This window comes from Mesorhizobium sp. P2_A8, from assembly GCF_056404935.1.
In genome coordinates this window covers 1-24,984 of the sequence record NZ_JBFUDB010000007.1, presented here as the reverse complement: position 1 = coordinate 24,984, position 24,984 = coordinate 1, and the positions used below count along the sequence as shown (strand labels likewise).

Annotated in this window: 19 protein-coding genes and 1 pseudogene; 16 read left to right on the top strand and 4 right to left on the bottom strand. The window is 61.8% G+C overall.

The genetic code is table 11. The features are described from left to right. Positions 1-205: 205 nt before the first annotated feature. Positions 206-1,285 (bottom strand): LacI family DNA-binding transcriptional regulator, encoded by a 1,080-nt coding sequence (locus AC1D10_RS20535; RefSeq protein WP_477275037.1) that lies wholly within the window; start codon positions 1,283-1,285, stop codon positions 206-208. Between the two features lie 205 nt (positions 1,286-1,490). On the opposite strand from AC1D10_RS20535, the gene AC1D10_RS20530 reads away from it, so the two are divergent. The 12 genes and pseudogenes from AC1D10_RS20530 (at position 1,491) to AC1D10_RS20475 (ending at position 18,490) form a co-directional block, all read left to right on the top strand. Beyond that, positions 1,491-2,333, top strand: a complete 843-nt coding sequence (locus tag AC1D10_RS20530) for an ABC transporter substrate-binding protein (protein WP_477275035.1) — start codon at positions 1,491-1,493, stop codon at positions 2,331-2,333. Between the two features lie 96 nt (positions 2,334-2,429). After that, positions 2,430-3,971 (top strand): amino acid ABC transporter permease/ATP-binding protein, encoded by a 1,542-nt coding sequence (locus AC1D10_RS20525; protein ID WP_477275033.1) that lies wholly within the window; start codon positions 2,430-2,432, stop codon positions 3,969-3,971. A gap of 88 nt (positions 3,972-4,059) precedes the next feature. After that, complete coding sequence (locus AC1D10_RS20520) at positions 4,060-5,196, top strand: NAD(P)/FAD-dependent oxidoreductase (RefSeq protein ID WP_477275031.1); 1,137 nt, start codon at positions 4,060-4,062, stop codon at positions 5,194-5,196. Between the two features lie 321 nt (positions 5,197-5,517). After that, on the top strand, positions 5,518-5,721 hold the full coding sequence (gene secE, locus AC1D10_RS20515; RefSeq protein ID WP_013531408.1) for a preprotein translocase subunit SecE: 204 nt from the start codon (positions 5,518-5,520) through the stop codon (positions 5,719-5,721). Between the two features lie 27 nt (positions 5,722-5,748). Then, complete coding sequence (nusG, locus tag AC1D10_RS20510; RefSeq protein ID WP_013531409.1) at positions 5,749-6,276, top strand: transcription termination/antitermination protein NusG; 528 nt, start codon at positions 5,749-5,751, stop codon at positions 6,274-6,276. Positions 6,277-6,451: 175 nt separating this feature from the next. Continuing rightward, on the top strand, positions 6,452-6,880 hold the full coding sequence (gene rplK / locus AC1D10_RS20505; protein WP_006333334.1) for a 50S ribosomal protein L11: 429 nt from the start codon (positions 6,452-6,454) through the stop codon (positions 6,878-6,880). Between the two features lie 4 nt (positions 6,881-6,884). Then, positions 6,885-7,583, top strand: coding sequence for a 50S ribosomal protein L1 (gene rplA, locus AC1D10_RS20500; RefSeq protein WP_379097690.1), 699 nt, complete (start codon positions 6,885-6,887; stop codon positions 7,581-7,583). A 414-nt stretch (positions 7,584-7,997) separates the two neighbouring features. Next, positions 7,998-8,516, top strand: coding sequence for a 50S ribosomal protein L10 (rplJ, locus tag AC1D10_RS20495; protein WP_095089664.1), 519 nt, complete (start codon positions 7,998-8,000; stop codon positions 8,514-8,516). Between the two features lie 54 nt (positions 8,517-8,570). Beyond that, positions 8,571-8,948: a 50S ribosomal protein L7/L12 gene (gene rplL / locus AC1D10_RS20490; protein WP_095089666.1), complete on the top strand. Its 378-nt coding sequence runs from the start codon at positions 8,571-8,573 to the stop codon at positions 8,946-8,948. Between the two features lie 251 nt (positions 8,949-9,199). Beyond that, positions 9,200-13,336: a DNA-directed RNA polymerase subunit beta gene (rpoB, locus tag AC1D10_RS20485; protein ID WP_379097691.1), complete on the top strand. Its 4,137-nt coding sequence runs from the start codon at positions 9,200-9,202 to the stop codon at positions 13,334-13,336. 131 nt (positions 13,337-13,467) lie between these two features. Continuing rightward, positions 13,468-17,664 carry a DNA-directed RNA polymerase subunit beta' gene (gene rpoC / locus AC1D10_RS20480; protein WP_477275027.1) on the top strand — a complete coding sequence of 1,399 codons (4,197 nt, stop codon included), beginning with the start codon at positions 13,468-13,470 and terminating at the stop codon, positions 17,662-17,664. 159 nt (positions 17,665-17,823) lie between these two features. Next, positions 17,824-18,490: pseudogene (locus tag AC1D10_RS20475) on the top strand (O-methyltransferase). A gap of 6 nt (positions 18,491-18,496) precedes the next feature. Here AC1D10_RS20475 and AC1D10_RS20470 read toward each other — a convergent pair. The 3 genes from AC1D10_RS20470 to AC1D10_RS20460 all read right to left on the bottom strand — a co-directional run bounded on the left by AC1D10_RS20470 (position 18,497) and on the right by AC1D10_RS20460 (position 21,049). Further along, positions 18,497-19,423, bottom strand: a complete 927-nt coding sequence (locus AC1D10_RS20470) for a Gfo/Idh/MocA family protein (RefSeq protein ID WP_477275025.1) — start codon at positions 19,421-19,423, stop codon at positions 18,497-18,499. 215 nt (positions 19,424-19,638) lie between these two features. Continuing rightward, complete coding sequence (locus AC1D10_RS20465) at positions 19,639-20,760, bottom strand: PLP-dependent cysteine synthase family protein (RefSeq protein ID WP_477275023.1); 1,122 nt, start codon at positions 20,758-20,760, stop codon at positions 19,639-19,641. A gap of 7 nt (positions 20,761-20,767) precedes the next feature. Then, the gene (locus AC1D10_RS20460) at positions 20,768-21,049 is read right to left on the bottom strand and encodes a transcriptional regulator (RefSeq protein WP_023762912.1); all 282 of its coding nucleotides are present in this window, start codon (positions 21,047-21,049) and stop codon (positions 20,768-20,770) included. A gap of 463 nt (positions 21,050-21,512) precedes the next feature. On the opposite strand from AC1D10_RS20460, the gene rpsL reads away from it, so the two are divergent. The 4 genes from rpsL to AC1D10_RS20440 form a co-directional block, all read left to right on the top strand. Then, a complete protein-coding gene (rpsL, locus tag AC1D10_RS20455) occupies positions 21,513-21,884 on the top strand; it encodes a 30S ribosomal protein S12 (protein WP_006333356.1) in 372 nt (123 codons plus the stop codon). A gap of 75 nt (positions 21,885-21,959) precedes the next feature. After that, complete coding sequence (gene rpsG, locus AC1D10_RS20450) at positions 21,960-22,430, top strand: 30S ribosomal protein S7 (protein WP_008875664.1); 471 nt, start codon at positions 21,960-21,962, stop codon at positions 22,428-22,430. Between the two features lie 29 nt (positions 22,431-22,459). Next, positions 22,460-24,550: an elongation factor G gene (gene fusA / locus AC1D10_RS20445; protein ID WP_379078891.1), complete on the top strand. Its 2,091-nt coding sequence runs from the start codon at positions 22,460-22,462 to the stop codon at positions 24,548-24,550. Between the two features lie 66 nt (positions 24,551-24,616). Then, positions 24,617-24,984, top strand: a 368-nt coding sequence (locus AC1D10_RS20440; protein ID WP_477275020.1) for a GTP-binding protein, incomplete at its 3' end; no start/stop codon positions are given.

The window sequence follows — 24,984 nt, the reverse complement described above, 5'->3', positions numbered from 1 at the left end:
ATTCACCTCTATCGGCGCAACGACAGCCCGGTCTGGCCCTATTCGACGGTCCTCAAAGGCAAATAATTGGCGGGTCGGCACCAAGGAAGATAGCTTGGCGAGGGCCGAGGATTGGTACTTCGTCTGAAGGATGCGGGCGCAGAAAACAAACCATCCGACGCTCGGACATAGGCTTCCATGCCACGCTTTGGACCAATTCGAGAATTTACGGCTCGTAGTCAGCAGGCGGACCAACAGATCCGCGTTCGATGATCCCGGTCGGCAGGACGAGCCTTTCGGCCGGTCTTGTTTCGCCCTTCAAGCGGCGAATGAGCAGTTCCGCGACGCTTTTGCCCAGCGCATAGACGGGCTGGTCGACGACGGTGATGGGCGGAGTCGTGACGCTCGTCCAGTCCGCGTCATGGAAGGTGATGAGCGAAACGTCTTCCGGGATGCGCAGCCCGCGCTGGCGGATGACCCTGAAGATCTCCAGGGCTATGACGCTGTCGGAGGCAAGGATTGCGGTTGGTCGATCTGGCCCGGACAACAGTCTGCCGGCGAGCTTCCGCGTCTCGTCGGGGCTTGTCGCGCCAAGGCGAATATGACGTTCCGGTCGATCAACTCCGGCGTCCCGGCACACCTTTAGAAAGCCGTCGATGCGCTCCCGGACCGATGAGGTGTAGATCTGCCCGAGGTCGCGATACTCATGACCTTCGGCGTCAACCGCAGTCACATAGGCGATTTTGCTGTGGCCGGCGTCGACAAGGATACGGGTCGCCCGTATGGCGATGTCTCTGTCGTCAACCGTAACCGTATCGACATCGAGATCGGGCAGCGCCCGGTCAAGCAGGGCAAGCGGCCGGCCTGAACGATGGATGTCGCGCAGGTGTGCGATGTCACGCGATTCCGACGGCGTGACGATCAGTCCGTCGACGCGCTTGCCGATCAACAGCCGCACGGCTGCCTTTTCCACCTCGATCCTTTCGCCGGAGTTGGCCAGGATGACGTTGAAGCCAGCCGCCCTTGCGGCGTCGCTGATGCCACGCACCGCCAGGCTGAAGAACGGGTTCTCGATGTCCCCGACCACCACGCCGATGATGCCGGACCTGCCGGTCGTCATGCTTCGGGCCAGTTCGTTCGGACGGTAGTCGAGGGCCTTGGCGGCGGCCATGACATTCGCGCGGATCGTGTCGCTGACGACACCGTAGCCGCCGAGCACGCGCGCGGCCGTGGCTTTTGACACATTGGCCGCGCGGGCGACGTCGCTGACCGTTATCGACGGGGTCTTGGGCGCGGTTCTTTTCATGGGATGACGACTACAAGAGTTGTTGACGGAAGGTCAATCTGACGATAACGATTATCAAAGAGACCGGTCTCAATCAATAAGAGACCGGTCTCTTTTAAAAAATTGCGAGCCAAGAGGTGCATGCCGCAGTCGCGGCGGCAAGCGCGAGACTGCCGGGCTCGACGCAAATACCAAGAAGAACAGACCTTCAGAGTGGAGAGAAGACATGAGCAGGATAGGAATTCTCAAGTCGTTGATGTCACCGGTCCGGGCCGGCGCAATGGCTCTTATGGCTGTGTGCATCGGCGCGGGTTTGGTTTCTGGATCAGCCGCCGCGGATGACAATCCCTATGGTCTTATTGACGCGAAAGTCATTAGCGTTGGTACCATGGGTGATGCCAAGCCCTACGCTTTCACCCAAGCGGATGGCACATTCACCGGGTTCGACATCGAATTGTTCCGCAACGTCGCCAGCCGCCTTGGATTCAAGCCGGACCAGGTGATCTTCACCGGCCAGGAATTCTCGGCACTGATGCCTTCGGTTGCGAACGAGCGCTTCGATGTCGCGGTCGCGGCAATCGGCACGACGGAAGCGCGCAAGAAGACTGTCGACTTTTCTGACGGGTATCTTGAAGGTTATCTCTCTGTGCTTACGTCCGACAAGGCGATCACGTCGGCGGAGGGGCTCAAGGGCAAGCGCCTCGGCGTCGTGCAGGGAACGCTCCAGGAAATCTACGCGACGAAGAACTTTGTCGGAACGGATCTCGTCAAATTCCCCGACAACAACTCCGCCGTTTCCGCGCTCAACAACGGAACCGTCGACGCGCATTTTCTCGATTACGAGGCCGCCAAACAATATGGCGGGCAGTATCCGGGGCTGGTGATTGCGATCAATATTCCTTCCTTCGATGCCCCCGCAGGCTTCGTGTTGCGCAAGGGCAATGACAAGTTCCGCGACGCATTGAACACCGCCCTTCATGCGGCCATGCAGGACGGCACTTGGAAAACGCTCTATGAGAAGTGGTTCCCCGGCTCGCCGATGCCCGATCAATACCTCCCCAAGAAGTAACCGCACCCGGCCGCTGGCATTTATGCCGGCGGCCGGACCACGGGCTGCCGCGCCTGATCTCGGACGATGCGGACAGTGCAACCGAAAGGGGGCCGAATGAACTGGCTTGAAAACTTGCGGCGCAGTTTCCTTGACTGGCAAGCCATGGCGGACGTGCTGCCGAGCATGATCACCATCGGATTGAAGAACACCTTGATCCTCGCGGCAGCGTCCACGGTGCTGGGTGTCGTTCTCGGCATGATCCTGGCAGTCATGGGCATCTCGCAATCGCGCTGGCTGCGCCTTCCGGCCCGGGTCTACACGGACATTTTCCGTGGCCTTCCGGCGATCGTCACGATTCTTCTGATCGGTCAGGGCTTTGCCCGCATCGGCCGAGAAATCTTTGGGCCTTCGCCCTATCCGCTTGGCATTCTGGCCCTCAGCCTGATCGCCGGCGCCTATATCGGCGAAATCTTCCGCTCGGGCATCCAGAGCGTCGAGCGCGGGCAGATGGAAGCCTGCAGGGCGCTCAGCATGAGCTACGGGCAGGGCATGCGCCTGATCGTGATCCCGCAGGGCATCCGCCGCGTCCTGCCGGCGCTGGTCAACCAGTTCATAGGCAACGTCAAGGATTCGAGCCTCGTCTACTTCCTCGGTCTGCTCGCGTCGGAGCGCGAGATTTTCCGTGTCGGTCAGGACCAGGCGGTGGTCACCGGAAACCTCTCGCCATTGCTGCTGGCTGGCATGTTCTATCTCGTCATCACCGTGCCGTTGACCCATATGGTCAACTACATCGACAATTCGCTGCGGGTCGGAAAGCAAAAGGGCGGCCTCGTCACCAGCGGTCTTGCTGAGGTTAGCGAACTGGAAAGCGCCATCGGCGGGCCACCTTCGGAGACCAGCCCTGAAGATCGCTCGGCGCTGCCACGGTTCAAGGGCGGTAGTCTCGCCGTCAGCAATCTCGACATGGCCTATGGCGACCTCGATGTCCTGAACGGCGTCAGCCTGATAGTCAAACCCGGCACCGTCACCTGCGTCATTGGTCCGTCAGGGTCGGGCAAGTCGACCCTGCTGCGCTGCCTTAACCGCCTGGTCGAACCCAAGGGCGGTGACGTGCTGCTCGACGGCGAGAGCATCCTGGCGATGAAGCCCGAAAAATTGCGCCGGCGTGTCGGCATGGTGTTCCAACAGTTCAATCTGTTTCCCGACCACACAGCCCTCGAAAACGTCATGCTGTCGCTGACCAAGGTCAAGGGCATTCCGGTGCAGGAGGCCGAGCGCCTCGCCGAGGCGCGCCTCGCCGATGTTGGCCTTGCCGCACGCAAACACCATCGTCCCGGCAGTCTTTCCGGTGGCCAGCAGCAGCGGGTGGCAATCGCCCGGGCACTCGCAATGGACCCGGAGGTCATTCTGTTCGACGAGGTGACGAGCGCTCTCGATCCAGAACTGGTGAAGGGCGTTCTCAACCTGATGGCGGACCTCGGCCGGCGTGGCATGACAATGGTCGTGGTGACTCATGAAATGGGGTTTGCCCGCAAGGTCGCCGATCAGGTCATCTTCATGGATGAGGGCCGTGTCATCGAGGCCGGCACGCCCGCTGCGATCTTCGACACTCCGAAAAGTGCGCGCTTGAAGCACTTCCTTGCCGAAGTGTTGTAATCCGCATCATCGCTTGGCCGAGAGACGCGTGGAAACGCCTTCGCCCCGGCCGCTCAACCTATCCACTGCACACTGAAAGAACATCCCCATGGGTACATCACATCCGGTCTCAAAGGTCGTCGTTGTCGGGGGCGGCATTTTCGGTGTCTCCACAGCCGTTCATCTTGCGCGGCTTGGCATCGAAACGACCCTCGTCAATGATGGGCCGCTCGCCCAGGGGGCGTCCGGCCGCTCGCTCGCCTGGCTCAATTCGGCGCGCAAGCGGTCGGCTGAGTATCATCGCTTGCGGATGATCGGCATCGACCGCTACCGAACCTTGTCAGCGAGATATCCGGATGCTGCCTGGCTGCGTTTCGACGGCGGCCTGACATGGGATGCGGACGACGCCTCGAACCAGATCGCGGATGTCTTCGCCCATGAAAAGGACCTCGGCTATGACGCACAACACCTGTCCGCAGCTGCCATAGCGTCGGTCACGCCAGGCGTTGCCGCAAGCGCCGTCACGCCACAGGGTGCCATTTTCAACCCGGGCGAAGGCTGGGTCGACCTGCCGTCGCTGATCGATGTATTGAGTGCGGAATTCGTCGAGCGCGGTGGGCGATTGGTCACTGATGCCGGCAGGGCCACGGTCACGGTTGTCGACGGTCGTGCCACTGGCGCCACCACGACAAGCGGCATCAACTTTCCTGCCGATGCAGTCCTCTTGGCGACCGGCGGTGATGTGCCGCGAATGGTTGCGGCCTCAGGCCAGCATATCGCAGATGGGACACCGATCGCCCTGCTGGTTAGGACCAGGCCGGTCGACTTGGCCCTTCGGGCCGTGCTCAACACGCCGCGCGTCGCCATCCGCCCGACGCCGGACGGAGCCCTCGCGCTCGATTCCGCCTGGTCGGAAGAAGAGGTGATCATCAATACCGACGGCACCTATGGCGTGAAGGATTCGACGATTGAAGGGCTTCTCAAAGAAGCCTCGAAGGTCCTTGAGGGGCATCCAAAGCTGGAATTGGAGAATTATGGTGTCGGCCCCAAGCCGATTCCCGGCGACGGCGAGCCTGTATTCGGCCTGCTGAGAGACATCCGGGGATACTACGTTGCCTTCAGCCACAGCGGCGCGACGCTTGGCCTGATTGCCGGCGAGCTGCTTGCCGGAGAGATCGCCACCGGCAATGAACATCCGCTGCTTGCGAAGTTCCGCCCAAGCCGCTTTGATATTTCTCCGCGCTAGCCTTTGAAACCGGCGGCCCGCTTGCCATATTAGCGCGATTGGGGCATAAGGGCGCCATAGCTGGGACGGAACGACTGGATGGTTCCGAGGCGGCGTTTGGTCATAAAGCGGACACTTGCCACTTGCGTGGATCAAGAATCGGTTTTATGTAGACGAAACAGACACGCGACGCGTGGAGCTGGGAAGCCGGCTTTACGCGTCTGATTTGCATGGGCGAAATGTTTGCGCTGATTCGGCGCGAAAACCAGCCCATGCGGCACGTCCCGGCCAGCGGGATCATCCAGGGGACCCGGCCAACGGGTCTTGAAGACAGAGCGGCATATGGCTTCGAAAACCACAAATCCTTTCGTCTTTCTCCAGCAGGTTCGCGCGGAGACTGCCAAGGTGACTTGGCCGTCGCGGCGCGAAACAATGATCTCGACGGTCATGGTTCTGGCTTTCGCTGTGATCGCGATGATCTTTTTCTTCACAGCCGATCAGCTCATGGGCCTCGCGGTCGAGCAGATTCTTGGCATCGGACGCTAAGTCCGGCGATTACGGAGAAGTCTTGAAATGACTGCGCGGTGGTACATCGTCCACGCCTATTCGAACTTTGAAAAGAAGGTCGCCGAGGACATCGAGAACAAGGCCAAGCAGAAGGGCCTGTCCGCCGATATCCACCAGATCGTGGTGCCGACCGAGAAGGTCGTCGAGGTTCGTCGCGGTCGCAAGGTCGATGCCGAGCGCAAGTTCTTTCCGGGCTATGTGCTCCTGAAGGCCAACCTGACCGACGCTGTGTTTTCGCTGGTCAAGAACACGCCGAAGGTCACCGGCTTCCTGGGCGACTCCAAGCCGGTGCCGATCACCGAGGCGGAAGCGCAGCGCATCCTGAACCAGGTGCAGGAAGGCGTCGAGCGGCCGAAGCCTTCGGTCACGTTCGAGATCGGCGAGGCGATCCGCGTTTCGGATGGTCCCTTCGCGTCGTTCAACGGTTTCGTCCAGGAAGTGGACGAGGAGCGGGCGCGGCTCAAGGTGGAAGTTTCGATCTTCGGGCGCGCTGTGCCTGTCGATCTGGAATTCGGACAGGTCGAAAAAGGCTGATCCGAAATCCCTGCGCCAAGCGCGTCAGGGAAAGGCGGCGCGGAGATCGCGCGGCTTTTGAGAACGGTGGGAGACGAGTGCGGCTTTAGCCGGCCGCATGGATCGCACCACCAGACTGCAACCGCCGGGGTTTCCCAGATAGTGGGGGCCGGCATAGACAAAGGCAGGAAAAGAGATGGCTAAGAAAATTGCAGGCCAGCTCAAGCTCCAGGTCAAAGCGGGATCGGCCACGCCGTCTCCCCCGATCGGCCCGGCGCTTGGTCAGCGTGGCATCAACATCATGGAATTCTGCAAGGCGTTCAACGCGCAGACCCAGGAAATGGAAAAGGGATCGCCGATTCCGGTCGTCATCACCTACTACCAGGACAAGTCCTTCACCTTCGTCATGAAGACGCCGCCGGTGAGCTACTTCCTGAAGAAGGCGGCGAACCTGACGTCTGGTTCGAAGGAGCCGGGCAAGATCAAGGCCGGCACGATCGGCCGCGACAAGGTTCGCGCCATCGCCGAGCAGAAGATGAAGGATCTGAACGCAAACGACGTCGAAGCGGCCATGCGCATGGTCGAGGGCTCCGCCCGCTCGATGGGTCTGGAAGTGGTGGGCTAAGATCATGGCAAAGATTGCAAAGCGTGTATCGAAGACCCGCGAAGGCATCGATCCCAACAAGGCTTACGCCCTGGGTGAAGCGCTGAAACTGCTCAAGGACCGTTCCTCGGTCAAGTTCGACGAGACCGTCGAAGTTGCCATGAATCTCGGCGTCGACCCGCGCCATGCCGACCAGATGGTCCGCGGCGTGGTCAACCTGCCGAACGGCACCGGCCGCTCGGTTCGCGTCGCCGTGTTCGCACGTGGCGACAAGGCTGACGAAGCTCGCGCCGCTGGCGCCGACATCGTCGGTGCCGAGGATCTGGTCGACATCGTCCAGAAGGGCACGATCGATTTCGATCGCTGCATTGCCACGCCGGACATGATGCCGCTCGTCGGCCGTCTCGGAAAGGTGCTCGGCCCGCGCGGCATGATGCCGAACCCGAAGGTCGGTACCGTCACCACCGACGTTGCCGCCGCCGTCAAGGCATCGAAGGGCGGCGCCGTCGAGTTCCGCGTCGAGAAGGCTGGTATCGTTCATGCCGGCGTCGGCAAGGTCTCGTTCGAGGTCAAGGCCCTGGAAGAGAACATCCGCGCCTTCGCTGACGCGGTGACCAAGGCAAAGCCGGCTGGCGCCAAGGGCAATTACGTCAAGAAGGTGTCGGTCACCTCGACGATGGGCCCGGGCCTCAAGCTCGACGTCTCGACGCTCGCAGCGTCCTGATAAGCATGATTGGGATCAGCCGTTAAAGGGCTGATCCGCAAAAGAATTCCGGGCCTCCAATCTAGGTTGGCGGCCCGGTGCCGGAAGTCGAAAGGCTTCCGGACATCCTGTCCGAGATTGCAGGCGGCCCGAGCCTTAGATTGAAAAGGGGGGCCTTAATTCATGTGGGCCTGCATGAGACGGGTGAAGACCGGACAACGGAGCGACTGCTCCAATGAAAGGTTCGAACCGTGTTTGCCTTTTGTCTGCGCATCGCCGGCTTGGCCGTCGATGTGGCGAAAGGGGGCAGGATCCTCGAGCGTCGTTCGGGAGATCCGTTACTGGATGGCCCGGCCGACAAAAGGCAACCCGACGCCTGTCCTCGTGAATGGGAATGTTCCCGTTAACAGGATGGGGGTCAACTGGAGATAGGCAGTGGACAGAGCGGAAAAACGCGAACTCGTCACGGGCCTGAATGGTGCGTTCTCGAACGCAGGTTCAGTGGTCGTGGCCCACTACGCCGGTATCACCGTCGCGCAAATGAACGACCTTCGGTCGAAAATGCGCGCCGCCGGTGGCACCGTCAAAGTCGCGAAGAACCGTCTCGCCAAAATCGCTCTTCAGGGCACGGACTCCGCATCGATCATCGACCTGTTCAAGGGACAGACGCTGATTGCTTATTCGGAGGATCCGATTGCGGCGCCGAAGGTCGCGTCCGATTTCGCCAAGGGAAATGACAAGCTCGTCATTCTCGGTGGCGCAATGGGCACCACCTCGCTCAACGCCGACGGTGTGAAGGCACTCGCCACACTTCCGTCGCTCGATGAGCTGCGCGCCAGGCTGGTTGGCATGATCGCCACGCCGGCAACCCGGATCGCCCAGATCGTCAATGCGCCAGCGGCTTCGGTCGCGCGCGTCATCGGCGCTTACGCCCGGAAGGACGAGGCGGCATGAGGCCGTTCCTCGCTATCACAAACACACGTTCGAACCTGATGAAGGAATACAACAATGGCTGATCTCGCAAAGATCGTAGACGACCTTTCGAAGCTGACCGTCCTCGAGGCGGCCGAGCTGTCGAAGCTTCTGGAAGAAAAGTGGGGCGTTTCCGCCGCTGCTCCGGTGGCTGTTGCCGCCGCTGGCGGTGGTGCGGCTGCTGCTGCTCCGGCCGAGGAAAAGACGGAATTCGACGTCGTCCTCACCGAGGCAGGCGCTCAGAAGATCAACGTCATCAAGGAAGTCCGCGCCATCACCGGTCTTGGCCTCAAGGAAGCCAAGGACCTGGTCGAAGCGGCTCCGAAGCCGGTCAAGGAAGGCGTTTCCAAGGCTGACGCTGACAAGTTCAAGGCCCAGCTGGAAGCAGCCGGCGCCAAGGTCGACCTGAAGTAAGCGTAAAGGCGGCGGACGGCCTCGCGCCGTCCGCCACTCCCTTCGCCCGGAGGGAGCACGCGTAGCGCGAGACGTACGAGAACCTCTTTCCTGAGGGCCGAAAATCGGCCTTCAGGAAACGGGTTTTCTCCCGTTTTAGCCGGCCGCCGACAGGCGCCGGGAAAACAGACAGAGGGTCGCCGCCCAGGTGGCCCAGAATGCAAGGCGAGCCGCGGCGAGGCTCGTCCCGAGTTTAGAGCTAAGGAGCGACGATGGCCCAGACCCAGACTTTCAATGGCCGCAGACGCGTACGCAAGTTCTTCGGAAAGATCCCGGAAGTTGCGGAGATGCCGAACCTGATCGAGGTTCAGAAGGCATCCTATGACCAGTTCCTGATGGTGGCGGAGCCCAAGGGTGGGCGTCCGGACGAGGGACTGCAGGCCGTTTTCAAGTCGGTCTTCCCGATCTCCGATTTTTCCGGCTCCTCGATGCTGGAGTTCGTGAAGTACGAGTTCGAAGGACCGAAATTCGACGTTGACGAATGCCGTCAACGCGACCTCACCTACGCCGCGCCGCTCAAGGTGACGCTGCGCCTCATCGTGTTCGATATCGACGAGGATACCGGCGCCAAGTCGATCAAGGACATCAAGGAACAGGATGTCTACATGGGCGACATGCCGCTCATGACCCTGAACGGCACCTTCATCGTCAACGGCACCGAGCGCGTTATCGTCTCGCAGATGCACCGTTCGCCGGGCGTCTTCTTCGACCATGACAAGGGCAAGTCGCACTCGTCGGGCAAGCTTCTGTTTGCCGCGCGCGTCATCCCCTATCGCGGCTCGTGGCTCGACATCGAGTTCGATTCCAAGGACGTCGTGCACGCCCGCATTGACCGCCGCCGCAAGATTCCGGTGACGTCGCTGCTGATGGCGCTCGGCATGGACGGCGAAGAGATCCTGTCGACCTTCTACAACAAGATCACCTACAAGCGCGCCGGCGACCACTGGCGCATTCCGTTCAACGTCGAGCGTTTCCGCGGCCTCAAGGCCGTCGGCGACCTGGTCGACGCCGATACGGGCGAAGTCGTTGTCGAAGCCGGCAAGAAGATCACTGCCCGCCAGGCCAGGGCGCTTGGCGAAAAGGGTCTCAAGGCGATCAAGGCGACCGACGAGGATCTGCTTGGCAACTACCTGGCCGAGGACATCGTCAACTACGCCACCGGCGAGATCTTCCTCGAGGCCGGCGACGAGATCGACGAGAAGACGCTGAAGGTGCTGCTTGGCACCGGTGAAAACGAGATCAAGGTTCTCGACATCGACCACGTCAATGTCGGCGCCTATATCCGCAACACGCTCAACGTCGACAAGAACGAGAGCCGCCAGGACGCGCTGTTCGACATCTATCGTGTCATGCGCCCCGGCGAGCCGCCGACGCTCGAAACCGCCGAAGCCATGTTCAACTCGCTGTTCTTCGACAGCGAGCGCTACGATCTGTCGGCCGTCGGCCGCGTCAAGATGAACATGCGCCTCGAGCTCAAGGCCGAGGACACGGTGCGCGTGCTGCGCAAGGACGACATCCTGGCAGTCGTCAGGACGCTGGTCGAGCTGCGCGACGGTAAGGGTGAGATCGACGACATCGACAATCTCGGCAACCGCCGCGTGCGTTCGGTCGGCGAGCTGATGGAAAACCAGTACCGCGTCGGCCTGCTGCGCATGGAGCGTGCGATCAAGGAGCGTATGTCCTCGATCGAGATCGACACGGTGATGCCGCAGGACCTGATCAACGCCAAGCCGGCGGCTGCCGCCGTGCGCGAGTTCTTCGGTTCCTCGCAGCTGTCGCAGTTCATGGACCAGACCAACCCGCTGTCGGAGATCACCCACAAGCGCCGCCTGTCGGCGCTTGGACCGGGCGGTCTGACCCGCGAGCGTGCCGGCTTCGAAGTGCGCGACGTGCACCCGACGCATTACGGCCGCATCTGCCCGATCGAGACGCCGGAAGGCCCGAATATCGGTCTGATCAACTCGCTGGCCACCTTCGCACGCGTCAACAAGTACGGCTTCATCGAGAGCCCGTACCGCAAGATCGTCGACGGCAAGCTGACCAATGACGTTGTCTATCTCTCGGCGATGGAAGAAGCCAAGCACCATGTCGCGCAGGCCAATGCCGAGCTCGACAAGAATGGCGGTTTCGTCGACGAGTTCGTCATTTGCCGCAGCGCCGGCGAAGTGATGATGGCGCCGCGCGAAAACGTCGATCTGATGGACGTGTCGCCGAAGCAGATGGTGTCGGTGGCCGCGGCCCTGATCCCGTTCCTCGAGAACGACGACGCCAACCGCGCGCTGATGGGCTCGAACATGCAGCGTCAGGCCGTGCCGCTGGTGCGCGCCGAGGCGCCGTTCGTCGGCACCGGCATGGAACCCATCGTTGCTCGTGACTCGGGCGCCGCCATCGGTGCTCGCCGCGGCGGCATCGTCGACCAGGTGGACGCGACGCGTATCGTTATCCGCGCCACCGAAGATCTCGATCCGGGCAAATCCGGTGTCGACATCTACCGGCTGATGAAGTTCCAGCGTTCGAACCAGAACACCTGCATCAACCAGCGTCCGCTGGTTCGAATGGGCGACCGGGTCAACAAGGGCGACATCATCGCCGACGGTCCGTCGACCGAGCTCGGTGATCTGGCGCTCGGCCGCAACGTGCTGGTCGCGTTCATGCCGTGGAACGGCTACAACTACGAGGACTCGATCCTCTTGTCCGAGCGCATCGTCGCCGACGACGTCTTCACCTCGATCCACATCGAGGAGTTCGAGGTCATGGCGCGCGATACCAAGCTCGGTCCGGAGGAAATCACGCGTGATATCCCGAACGTCTCGGAAGAAGCGCTGAAGAACCTCGACGAAGCCGGCATCGTCTATATCGGTGCCGAAGTTCAGCCGGGCGATATCCTGGTCGGCAAGATCACGCCGAAGGGCGAAAGCCCGATGACGCCGGAAGAGAAGCTTCTGCGCGCCATTTTCGGTGAAAAGGCATCGGACGTTCGCGACACCTCGATGCGCATGCCTCCGGGCACCTTCGGCACCGTCGTCGAGGTACGCGTCTTCAATCGCCACGGTGTGGAGAAGGACGAGCGCGCCATGGCGATCGAGCGCGAGGAGATTGAACGCCTGGCCAAGGACCGCGACGACGAGCAGGCCATTCTGGACCGCAACGTCTACGCGCGTCTTTCCGACGTGCTCGTCGGCAAGGAAGCGATCGCTGGACCGAAGGGCTTCAAGAAGGGCTCGACGCTGTCCAAGGATACGCTCGACGAGTATCCGCGTTCGCAGTGGTGGCAGTTTGCGGTGGAGAACGAAAAGCTCCAGAGCGAACTGGAAGCCCTGCGTGGCCAGTACGACGACTCCAAGAAGGCGCTCGAACAGCGCTTCATGGACAAGGTCGAGAAGGTGCAGCGCGGCGACGAAATGCCTCCTGGCGTCATGAAGATGGTCAAGGTCTTCGTGGCCGTGAAGCGCAAGATGCAGCCGGGCGACAAGATGGCCGGCCGTCACGGCAACAAGGGTGTCGTGTCGCGGATCGTTCCGGTCGAGGACATGCCTTTCCTCGAGGACGGCACGCATGCCGATATCGTGCTCAACCCGCTCGGTGTGCCGAGCCGCATGAATGTCGGCCAGATCCTGGAAACGCATCTGGGCTGGGCTTGCGCCGGCATGGGCAGGAAGATCGGCGATCTGATCGACGCGTACAAGGTGGCGGGTGACATCAAGCCGCTGCGCAAGACGCTCGAGAGCTTTATTCCGGCCAACGACCGTAACGAGCCGGTCCGCGACTATGACGACGAGAGCATCGTTCGCCTCAGCGAGCAGATGCGCCGCGGCGTCTCGATCGCGACCCCGGTGTTCGACGGCGCGCACGAGGCTGACATCAACATCATGCTGGAGCAGGCGGGCCTGCACACCAGCGGTCAGTCGCAGCTCTATGACGGACGCACGGGCGAACCGTTCGATCGCAAGGTGACGATGGGCTACATCTACATGCTCAAGCTTCACCATCTCGTGGACGACAAGATCCACGCGCGTTCGATCGGACCGTACTCGCTCGTCACCCAGCAGCCGCTGGGCGGCAAGGCGCAGTTCGGTGGCCAGCGCTTCGGCGAAATGGAGGTCTGGGCGCTGGAAGCATACGGCGCCGCCTACACGCTGCAGGAAATGCTGACGGTGAAGTCGGACGACGTCGCCGGCCGCACCAAGGTCTACGAGGCGATCGTCCGTGGCGACGACACCTTCGAGGCCGGCATCCCCGAGAGCTTCAACGTTCTCGTCAAGGAAATGCGGTCTCTCGGCCTCAATGTTGAGCTGGAGAACACCAAGCTCGACGACAACCCTGTCCGGCTGCCCGACGCGGCCGAATAAGCAAGACGCCCGGCCGCGGGAAACCGCGACCGGGCGCACCAATTCTTCGGCCGGTGGCCGACACAAGACGGCGGGCGTTTGGCCCGCGCTAGATGCAAGGGGTTTTCGATGACCCCGAAAAGGAGAACGGCATGAACCAAGAGGTCATGAATCTCTTCAATCCGCAGGCGCCTGCGCAGGTGTTCGATTCCATCCGGATATCGCTTGCCAGCCCTGAGAAGATTCTGTCCTGGTCGTTCGGCGAGATCAAGAAGCCGGAGACCATCAACTACCGCACCTTCAAGCCGGAGCGTGACGGTCTGTTCTGCGCGCGCATTTTTGGGCCGATCAAGGACTATGAGTGCCTGTGCGGCAAGTACAAGCGCATGAAGTACAAGGGCGTCATCTGCGAGAAGTGCGGCGTCGAAGTCACGCTGTCGCGTGTTCGTCGCGAGCGCATGGGCCATATCGAACTCGCCGCGCCCGTAGCCCATATCTGGTTCCTGAAGTCGCTGCCGTCGCGCATCGGCACGCTGCTCGACATGACCCTGAAAGACATCGAGCGCGTCCTCTACTTCGAGAACTACATCGTCACCGAGCCTGGCCTCACCGCGCTGAAGGAGCACCAGCTGCTCAGCGAGGAAGAGTACATGATCGCCGTCGACGAGTATGGCGAGGACTCGTTCACCGCCATGATCGGCGCCGAGGCCATTCACGACCTTCTGGCCGGCATGGACCTGGAGAAGATCGCCGGCGACCTGCGTTCGGAACTGGCTTCGACGACGTCCGAGCTGAAGCAGAAGAAGTATCTGAAGCGGCTCAAGGTCGTCGAGAACTTCATGGAATCCGGCAACCGGCCGGAATGGATGATCATGAAAGTTGTTCCGGTGATTCCGCCGGACCTGCGTCCGCTCGTCCCGCTGGACGGCGGCCGTTTCGCCACCTCGGATCTGAACGACCTCTATCGCCGCGTCATCAACCGCAACAACCGTCTGAAGCGGCTGATCGAGCTGCGCGCCCCCGGCATCATCGTGCGCAATGAAAAGCGCATGCTGCAGGAAGCCGTCGATGCGCTGTTCGACAACGGCCGTCGCGGCCGCGTCATCACCGGCGCCAACAAGCGTCCGCTGAAGTCGCTGTCCGACATGCTCAAGGGCAAGCAGGGCCGGTTCCGTCAGAACCTGCTCGGCAAGCGCGTCGACTATTCCGGCCGCTCGGTCATCGTCACCGGTCCGGAGCTCAAGCTGCACCAGTGCGGCCTGCCGAAGAAGATGGCGCTCGAACTGTTCAAGCCCTTCATCTACGCCCGTCTCGACGCCAAGGGTTACTCCTCGACCGTCAAGCAGGCCAAGAAGCTGGTCGAGAAGGAACGTCCGGAAGTCTGGGATATCCTCGACGAGGTCATCCGTGAGCATCCGGTGCTGTTGAACCGCGCGCCGACGCTGCACCGTCTCGGCATCCAGGCGTTCGAGCCGATCCTGATCGAAGGCAAGGCGATCCAGCTGCATCCGCTGGTCTGCACGGCCTTCAACGCCGACTTCGACGGTGACCAGATGGCCGTTCACGTGCCGCTGTCGCTGGAAGCGCAGCTTGAAGCCCGCGTGCTGATGATGTCGACCAACAACATCCTGCACCCGGCTTCCGGCGCGCCGATCATCGTGCCGTCGCAGGACATGGTTCTGGGTCTCTATTATCTCTCGATCGTCAACCAGAACGAGCCGGGCGAGGGCATGGTGTTTGCCGACATGGGCGAACTCCAGCACGCGCTCGAGACCAAGGCGGTGACGCTGCACTCCAAGATCCGCGGTCGTTTCCGGACGGTCGATGCCGACGGCAAGGTCGTGTCGAAGATCCATGAGACGACGCCTGGGCGCATGATCATCGGCGAGCTGCTGCCGAAGAACGTCAACGTGCCTTATGAGACCGCCAACCAGGAGATGACCAAGAAGAACATCTCCAAGATGATCGACACCGTCTACCGCCACTGCGGTCAGAAGGAGACGGTCATTTTCTGCGATCGCATCATGGCGCTTGGCTTCAGCCATGCCTGCCGCGCCGGCATTTCGTTCGGCAAGGACGACATGCTGATCCCGGACGCCAAGATCAAGCTGGTCTCCGACACCGAGGCTTTGGCCAAGGAGTACGAGCAGCAGTACAATGACGGCCTGATCACCCAGGGCGAGAAGTACAACAAGGTCGTCGACGCCTGGGCCAAGTGCTCGGAAAAGGTCGCCGACGAAATGATGGCCCGTATCAAGGCGGTCGAGTTCGAGGACAATGGCCGTCAGAAGCCGATGAACTCGATCTACATGATGTCGCACTCCGGTGCGCGTGGCTCGCCCACCCAGATGCGCCAGCTCGCCGGCATGCGCGGCCTGATGGCCAAGCCGTCGGGTGAAATCATCGAGACGCCGATCATTTCGAACTTCAAGGAAGGCCTGACCGTGCTCGAGTACTTCAACTCGACCCACGGTGCCCGCAAGGGTCTGGCCGACACCGCCTTGAAGACGGCGAACTCGGGCTACCTCACCCGTCGTCTGGTCGACGTGGCGCAGGACTGCATCGTCAACTCCGTCGACTGCGGCACCGACAAGGGCCTCACCATGCAGCCGATCGTCGATGCCGGCCAGGTCGTCGCTTCCGTCGGCCAGCGCGTGCTGGGTCGTACGTCGCTGGACGACATCACCCATCCGGTGTCGGGCGAGATCCTGGTCAAGGCCGGAACGCTGATGGACGAGCGTGACGTGGAAAAGATCGAAAAGGCCGGCGTCCAGTCGGTCCGCATCCGCTCGGCACTGACCTGCGAGGTCAGGGTTGGCGTCTGCGCGGTCTGCTACGGACGCGATCTTGCCCGCGGCACCCCGGTCAACCAGGGCGAAGCTGTCGGCGTCATCGCGGCGCAGTCGATCGGCGAGCCTGGCACCCAGCTCACCATGCGTACCTTCCACATGGGCGGTACCGCGCAGGTGGTGGACAGCTCGTTCCTTGAAGCCTCCTACGAGGGCAAGGTCGAGATCCGCAACCGCAACGTGGTGCGCAACTCCGACGGCCAGCAGATGGTCATGGGCCGCAACATGGCGGTGCTGATCCTCGACGAAACCGGCAAGGAGCGCGCCACGCACCGTCTCACCTATGGTTCGCGCATCTTCGTGGACGATGGCGACAAGGTGAAGCGCGGCCAGCGTATCGCCGAGTGGGATCCCTATACCCGCCCGGTCCTCACCGAAATCGAGGGCAGGGTGTCGTACGAGGATCTGGTCGACGGCATTTCCGTTCAGGAAACGGCCGACGAGTCGACCGGCATCACCAAGCGTGAGGTCATCGACTGGCGCTCGACGCCGCGCGGCAACGACCTCAAGCCAGCGATTGCCATCCAGGACGCCAAGGGCAAGGTCGGCAAGCTGTCGAAGGGCGGTGACGCCCGCTTCCTGCTCTCGGTCGAGGCCATTCTTTCGGTCGAGCCGGGTGCTCAGGTTCGCCCCGGCGACGTGCTGGCGCGTATCCCGATGGAAAGCGCCAAGACAAAGGACATCACCGGCGGTCTGCCGCGTGTTGCCGAACTGTTCGAGGCACGCCGTCCGAAGGATCACGCCATCATCGCCGAGATCGACGGCACGATCCGCTTCGGCCGCGACTACAAGAACAAGCGTCGCATCATCATCGAGCCGCATGACTCGACGCTTGAGCCGGTCGAATACCTGATCCCGAAGGGCAAGCCGTTCCATCTCCAGGACGGCGACGTCATCGAGAAGGGCGACTACATCCTCGACGGCAATCCGGCGCCGCACGACATCCTGGCGATCAAGGGCGTGGAGGCACTTGCTTCCTACCTCGTCAACGAGATCCAGGAAGTCTACCGTCTGCAGGGCGTGTCGATCAACGACAAGCACATCGAGGTGATCGTTCGCCAGATGCTGCAGAAGGTCGAGATCACCACGCAGGGCGACTCGACCTACATTCCGGGCGACCACGTCGACGTGATCGAGCTGGAAGAGGTCAACGAGCGTCTGATCGAGGACGGCAAGAAGCCGGCCGAAGGCCAGCCGGTGCTTTTGGGCATCACCAAGGCATCGCTGCAGACGCCGTCCTTCATCTCGGCCGCCTCCTTCCAGGAGACGACCAGGGTGCTGACGGAAGCCGCGGTTGCCGGCAAGACCGACATGCTGCAGGGGCTGAAGGAAAACGTCATCGTCGGCCGGCTTATCCCGGCCGGCACCGGCGGCACGATGAGCCAGATCCGGCGCATCGCCACCTCGCGCGACGAACTGATCATCGACGAGCGCCGCAAGGCCTCCGGTGTGGAAGTCGCCGAGCCGATGCTGGCCGATATGACAACCGCTGCGCAGTAAGCGCGGCCGGGCCAATTCCAGGAATTGCGCCAAACAAAACATGGAGCGGCTCAGTGAGCCGCTCCAGGAATCTCAGGCAACAAGGCCGTCGGGGCAACCCGGCGGCTTTTTTGTTTGTGCGAGACTTTTGTGCTTCGAATTGGATCGGAGGAGGAAGCGATGAGCAGAAAGACCTGGGCTTCTGTCGACGACTACATCGTCGACGCCCTGTTCGAAGCGGATCCGGCGCTCGATGCCGTTCTGGCAGCCAACCACGACCAGGGCCTGCCGGCGATCGACGTATCGCCGGCGCAAGGCAAGCTGCTTTCGCTGCTGGCGCGCATTCAGGGGCGCGAAGAGGATCCTCGAGATCGGCACGCTGGGCGGCTATTCGACGATCTGGATGGCGCGCGCACTGGCTGCCGATGGCATGATCGTGACGCTGGAACTCGATTCGCACCACGCCAGGGTCGCGCGCTCGAATTTTGAGCGGGCAGGGGTGTCGGAACGGGTCCACTTGCGGGTCGGGCCGGCGCTTCAATCGCTTGCCGCGCTGAGCGCCGAGAACGCCGGTCCGTTCGATCTCATCTTCATCGACGCCGACAAGCCGAACAACCCGAACTACCTGTCCTTTGCCATGCGGCTGTCGAGGCCGGGAACGGTCATCGTCTGCGACAACGTCGTCCGTGACGGCGCGGTGCTCGATGAGGATGGCCATGACGCCAACGTCGAAGGCGCACGCGCGGCGTTCTCCTTCATCGGCGGCAACAAACGGCTGGACGGCACCGCCATCCAGACCGTCGGCGCTAAGGGCTATGACGGGTTTGCGATTGCTATCGTGGATTGACGGTGCTCAGTCGAAAAACGCCTCGACCACATTGCGCTTGCCCAGCATGAAGGCGTCGGCAACATGCTGCAGCGGTGCCAGATCGACATCGGAGGTGCCGGCCCGGACAATCTCTGCAAAGCGCTTGTAGAGCATCGGGTATTCCGCCTCCGGTTCGTCATGGACGACGCGGCCGTCGATGGCCAGCTTCGAGCCGCCGCCTGAAAGCACCATCGCGCCCTTGTCGGTGTCGGCGACAATGTCCCAGCTTTGTGGGCCGGTCTGGAGCCAATCGAGATCCATCGTCACCGGCAACCCGTTCGAGGTCCGGAAGGTGACGTGTGCCGCGACCGGGGCGGCACGGTTCTCTGGAAAATCCAGCACGGCCGAGGTGATGAACATCGCCGGCAGGATGTGGGTCGCGATCGACAGCGCATTGATGCCGGGATCGAAGACGCCGAAGCCGCCAGGCGCCCAGATCCACTCCTGGTTCGGGTGCCAGCGGCGCACGTCCTCCTTCCAGTTGATGGCGGCGGACTTGATCTTGGCAGAACTCAGGAAGGCACGCGCGGCCTCTACCGCCGGCGCATAGCGCGAATGCCAGCTGGCAAACAGCGAGACGCCGTTCTTCACGGCCAATGCTTTCAGATTCTCGACCTCGCTGACCGTGGCGCCGGGCGGCTTCTCTAGGAAGACGTGCTTTTGCGCTTCCAGCGCTGTGCGCGCCGCGTCGTAACGAAACTGCGGCGGCATGCAGAGCGAGACGGCCTCGAGCTCAGGCACCGCGCCGAGCATGGCTTCGATATCAGGAAAATTCGGGATGTTTTCCACCTTGCCATGCCGGCTGGCGGCCGCGATGAGGCGATAGTCCTGGTCTTTCGCCAGGGCCGGCAGGTGCTGATCGCGGACGATCTTGCCGACACCGACGATGCCAATCTTGATGGGCTGGGACACGGCCGCTCCGTCTGTTGGATGATGGTGGTGGTTTCTTAGAGCAATTCCAGGAAAAGTGTGAAGCGGTTTTCTCGGGAAAAGCGCGAAGCGCTTTCCCTTGGGGAATTGCGATAAAACAGAGAGATAGAGCGGTTCGGCGTTTCCTTGAAACGGTGAACCGCTCTGGCAGAACATTTGCCCCGGCAAGCCGAAACCGGCAAGCCGAAGCCGAAAAGTCAGCCCCAGCTTTCCTCGAACTGTAGCGTCAGTTCTTTGCCCGCCAGAAAGGCCTCGATGGCCGGCTCGAAAGGCGAGGGGTCGAGGCTGTTCGCGGCCAGCCATTTGTCGGAATAATAGGTGTTGGCATAACGGTCGCCGGAATCGCAGATCAGCGTCACCAGTGAACCGGCCTTGCCGTCCTCGATCAGGCGCGCGGCCTGAAAGCACATGGCGATGAAATTGGTGCCGGTCGAACCGCCGACACGGCGGCCGAGCCGGCGCGACAACACCCGCATTGCCGCCAGCGAGACCGCGTCCGGCACGCGCAGCATGTGATCGATGACGCCCGGCACGAAGGACGGCTCCATGCGCGGCCGGCCGATGCCCTCGATCCGCGACGGCTGTTCGCAGCGGCAATTTCGATCGTGCGTGGCATAGCCGTCGAAGAAGGCGGAGCGCTCGACATCGGCAACCGACAGCCGCGTGGCATGCTGCTTGTAGCGCAGGAAACGGCCGATCGTGGCGGTGGTGCCGCCGGTGCCGGCGCTCATCACGATCCAGGCCGGGATCGGATGTCGCTCCTCGCGCATCTGCCCGAAAATCGATTCGGCGATGTTGTTGTTGCCGCGCCAGTCGGTGGCGCGCTCGGCATGGGTGAACTGATCCATAAAATGGCCGCCAAGCCGCTCGGTGAGTTCGGCCGACTCGGCATAGATGCGCCTGCCGTCGTCGATGAAGTGACAGTTGCCGCCATAGTGCTCGATGGCCGCGATCTTTTCGCGCGACGTCGAGCGCGGCATCACCGCATAGAACGGCACGCCGATCATGCGGGCAAAGTATGCTTCCGACACCGCGGTCGAACCCGACGATGCTTCGATCACCGGTGCGCCTTCGCGGATCAGGCCATTGCACAGCGCATAAAGAAACAGCGAGCGCGCCAGCCGGTGCTTGAGGCTGCCGGTCGGATGGGTGGACTCATCCTTGAGATAGAAGTCGATGCCGGCCAGTGCCGGCAGATCAAGTTTCCACAGATGCGTGTCGGCCGAGCGGCGCTGGTCGGCCTCGATTGCCGCGACTGCGCGGTCGGCCCAGGTCCGGGACGCAGGTCCAACCGCTTTTGGTCCGGCCATCATCGGCATCCTGGTTTCAGATCGGCACGTCGAACGTAACGATCGACACTTCGCCTTCGAGCGCGCCTTGGAAGGCGGAAAGATGCGGCTCTTCGTCCGGCACGCCGTCCATGTCGCCGATCTGGTCGAGCTCAGCCTCCGCGTAACCTTCCGCCGCGAGCGATTCGAGCGCCCGGCGCACCGCCGAATCGTCGTCGGGGGCGACCAGCATCACATGCACGCCTTCGGGCTTGCCGCCCTTTTTCTTCCACACCCGGCCGGTGATGATGGTGACCGGGCGCTCCTCATTGTCGTTCACGGGCCGATTCCTCCGGGCGAGGGGATTTGTACTGTTCATGCCCCCTTTTTCGCATGAAGCCTTGCCGTGCAACAGCCAAAAGCCGGTCACTTTCTTCCTCGGGCTTGCAAAATGGCGAAAGAAAATTACATGCGGTTTTCGCATGGCTGCCAAGCCCCGGCTTCAATGCAATATTTGGCGCTCCGGGGTTGACGGTTCGCGGGCTTACGAGTAGAAGCCGCCCAGTCAGAACCGATGTGAGGCTCTCCCTTCCGAAGCGACACGCTTTGGAGTTTGCCTCAAACAGGGTTCGTTTTACGAGCGAAAAGACATTTCCGGCGTGCACGAAGCGGCTTCCGCTTCCTCTGCCATTTGTTCGGGCAAGACCGCGAGGCGCGGTTTATGGCCCGAATTTGCGTATGGAAATGACGCTTTGAGCGGCCCTGACCGGGCGAGACACGGAATTGAGAGACAAGAGGGTTTAATGCCTACCGTCAACCAGCTGATCCGCAAGCCGCGCATTGCGCCGGTGAAGCGCAACAAGGTCCCGGCCATGCAGCAGAACCCGCAGAAGCGGGGCGTCTGCACGCGCGTCTATACAACGACGCCGAAGAAGCCGAACTCGGCGCTGCGCAAGGTGGCCAAGATCCGCCTGACCAATGGTTTTGAAGTGATCGGGTACATCCCCGGCGAAGGTCACAACCTTCAGGAACACTCCGTGGTCATGATCCGCGGCGGCCGCGTCAAGGATCTTCCGGGCGTCCGCTACCACATCATCCGCGGCGTGCTCGATACGCAGGGTGTGAAGAACCGCAAGCAGCGCCGTTCGAAGTACGGCGCCAAGCGTCCGAAGTGACCGAAGCGTAGCGAAGGTCATCCCGGGCAAGCATCTGGGATCAAGGCCACCACGCATAATTGAGGCAGAGAAAAAATGTCGCGTCGTCACAGTGCAGAAAAGCGTGAGATCAATCCGGACCCGAAGTTCGGCGATCTGATCGTCACCAAGTTCATGAACGCCGTCATGTATGACGGCAAGAAGTCGGTTGCCGAGACCATCGTCTATGGCGCGCTCGACCAGGTTCAGTCGAAGACCAAGCAGGAACCGGTCACCGTCTTCCATCAGGCGCTCGACAATGTCGCGCCGCATGTGGAAGTGCGTTCGCGTCGTGTCGGCGGCGCCACCTATCAGGTTCCCGTCGACGTGCGTCCCGAGCGCCGCCAGGCGCTGGCCATTCGCTGGCTGATCGCCGCGGCCCGCAACCGCAACGAGACGACCATGGTCGACCGCCTTTCCGGCGAGCTGATGGACGCGGCCAACAACCGCGGCACCGCCGTCAAGAAGCGTGAAGATACCCACAAGATGGCTGAAGCCAACCGCGCTTTCGCGCACTACCGCTGGTAAAGCGCGAACGAGACTGAGAGGCAGCTACGATGGCCCGCGAATACAAAATCGAAGACTACCGCAATTTCGGTATCATGGCGCATATTGACGCCGGCAAGACGACGACCACCGAGCGCGTCCTCTATTACACGGGCAAGTCGCACAAGATCGGCGAAGTCCACGACGGCGCTGCCACCATGGATTGGATGGAGCAGGAGCAGGAGCGCGGCATCACCATCACGTCCGCCGCGACCACGACCTTCTGGAAGGGTCGTAGCGGCAAGATGTACCGCTTCAACATCATCGACACCCCCGGACACGTCGACTTCACCATCGAAGTCGAGCGTTCGCTGCGCGTGCTCGACGGCGCCATTGCGCTGCTCGATGCCAATGCCGGTGTCGAGCCGCAGACGGAAACCGTCTGGCGCCAGGCGGACAAGTACCGCGTTCCGCGCATGATCTTCTGCAACAAGATGGACAAGATCGGCGCCGACTTCTACCGCTCGGTCGAGATGATCGGTTCGCGCCTCGGTGCGCATGCCGTCGTCATGCAGCTGCCGATCGGCGCCGAGACCGAGTTCAAGGGCGTTGTCGACCTCGTCGAGATGAACGCGCTGGTCTGGCGCGACGAGACGCTGGGCGCTGCCTGGGACGTCGTCGAAATCCCGGCCGACCTCCAGGCCCGTGCCGAGGAATACCGCGAGAAGATGATCGAAGCCGCCGTCGAAATGGACGAGACGGCACTCGAGAATTACCTCGAAGGCAAGATGCCGTCGAATGACGAGATCCGCGCGCTGATCCGCAAGGGCACCATCGCGGTGAAGTTCTACCCGATGTTCTGCGGCTCGGCCTTCAAGAACAAGGGCGTGCAGCCGCTGCTCGACGCCGTCGTCGAATATCTGCCGTCGCCGGCCGATGTTCCGGCCATCAAGGGCGTCGATGCCAAGACCGACGCCGAGATCGAGCGTCACGCCGACGACAACGAGCCGCTGTCGATGCTCGCCTTCAAGATCATGAACGACCCGTTCGTCGGTTCGCTCACCTTTGCCCGCATCTACTCGGGCAAGCTCACCAAGGGCATCTCGGTCGACAACACCGTGAAGGGCAAGAAAGAGCGCATCGGTCGCATGCTGCAGATGCATGCCAACTCGCGCGCCGACGTCGAAGAGGCTTTTGCCGGCGACATCGTCGCTCTGGCTGGTCTCAAGGACACGACCACCGGCGACACGCTCAGCGATCCGCTGCATCCGGTCATCCTCGAGCGCATGGAATTTCCGGATCCGGTCATCCAGATCGCGATCGAGCCGAAGACCAAGAACGACCAGGAAAAGATGGGTCTCGCCCTTCACCGCCTGGCCGCCGAGGATCCCTCCTTCCGCGTCAAGACCGACGAGGAAAGCGGCCAGACCATCATTTCCGGCATGGGCGAACTTCACCTCGACATCATCGTCGACCGCATGCGTCGCGAGTTCAAGGTCGAGGCCAATGTTGGCGCACCGCAGGTGGCCTATCGCGAGACGATCACCCGTAGGCACGAGCAGGACTACACCCACAAGAAGCAGACCGGCGGTACCGGTCAGTTCGCCCGCGTCAAGATCGTCTTCGAGCCGAATCCGGACAGCAGCGAATTCGAGTTCGAAACCAAGATCGTCGGCGGTGCCGTTCCGAAGGAATACATCCCCGGTGTCGAAAAGGGCATCAACAGCGTCATGACCTCGGGTCCGTTCGCGGGCTTCCCGATGATCGGCGTCAAGGCGACGCTGATCGACGGCGCTTACCACGACGTGGACTCCAGCGTTCTGGCCTTCGAAATCGCTGGCCGCGCCTGCTTCCGTGAAGCCGCACCCAAGCTTGGCGTGCAGCTGCTCGAGCCGATCATGAAGGTCGAAGTGGTGACGCCGGAAGACTACGTCGGCAGCGTCATCGGCGATCTGAACGGCCGTCGCGGCCAGATCCAGGGCCAGGAAGCACGTGGCGTGGCCGTGGTTATCAACGCGATGGTGCCGCTCGCCAATATGTTCAAGTACGTCGACAACCTGCGCTCGATGAGCCAGGGCCGCGCGGCCTACACGATGCAGTTCGATCACTATGAGCCTGTGCCGACTGCGGTCGCCCAGGAAGTACAGAAGAAATACGCGTAACTCGAACGGGTTGCAGCATTAACTTAATTCAAGGCCCGCACGGGCGAGCAGGATTGGAGACATCACATGGCAAAAGGTAAATTCGAGCGTAACAAGCCTCATGTGAACATCGGCACGATTGGTCACGTTGACCATGGCAAGACGTCGCTGACGGCAGCGATCACGAAGTATTTTGGCGAATACAAGCGCTATGACCAGATCGACGCGGCACCTGAAGAGAAGGCGCGCGGCATCACGATCTCGACGGCGCATGTCGAATACGAGACGGCCAACCGCCACTACGCTCACGTCGACTGCCCCGGCCACGCCGACTATGTGAAGAACATGATCACCGGTGCCGCGCAGATGGACGGCGCGATCCTGGTTGTGTCGGCTGCCGACGGCCCGATGCCGCAGACCCGTGAGCACATCCTGCTCCGTGAGCACATCCTGCT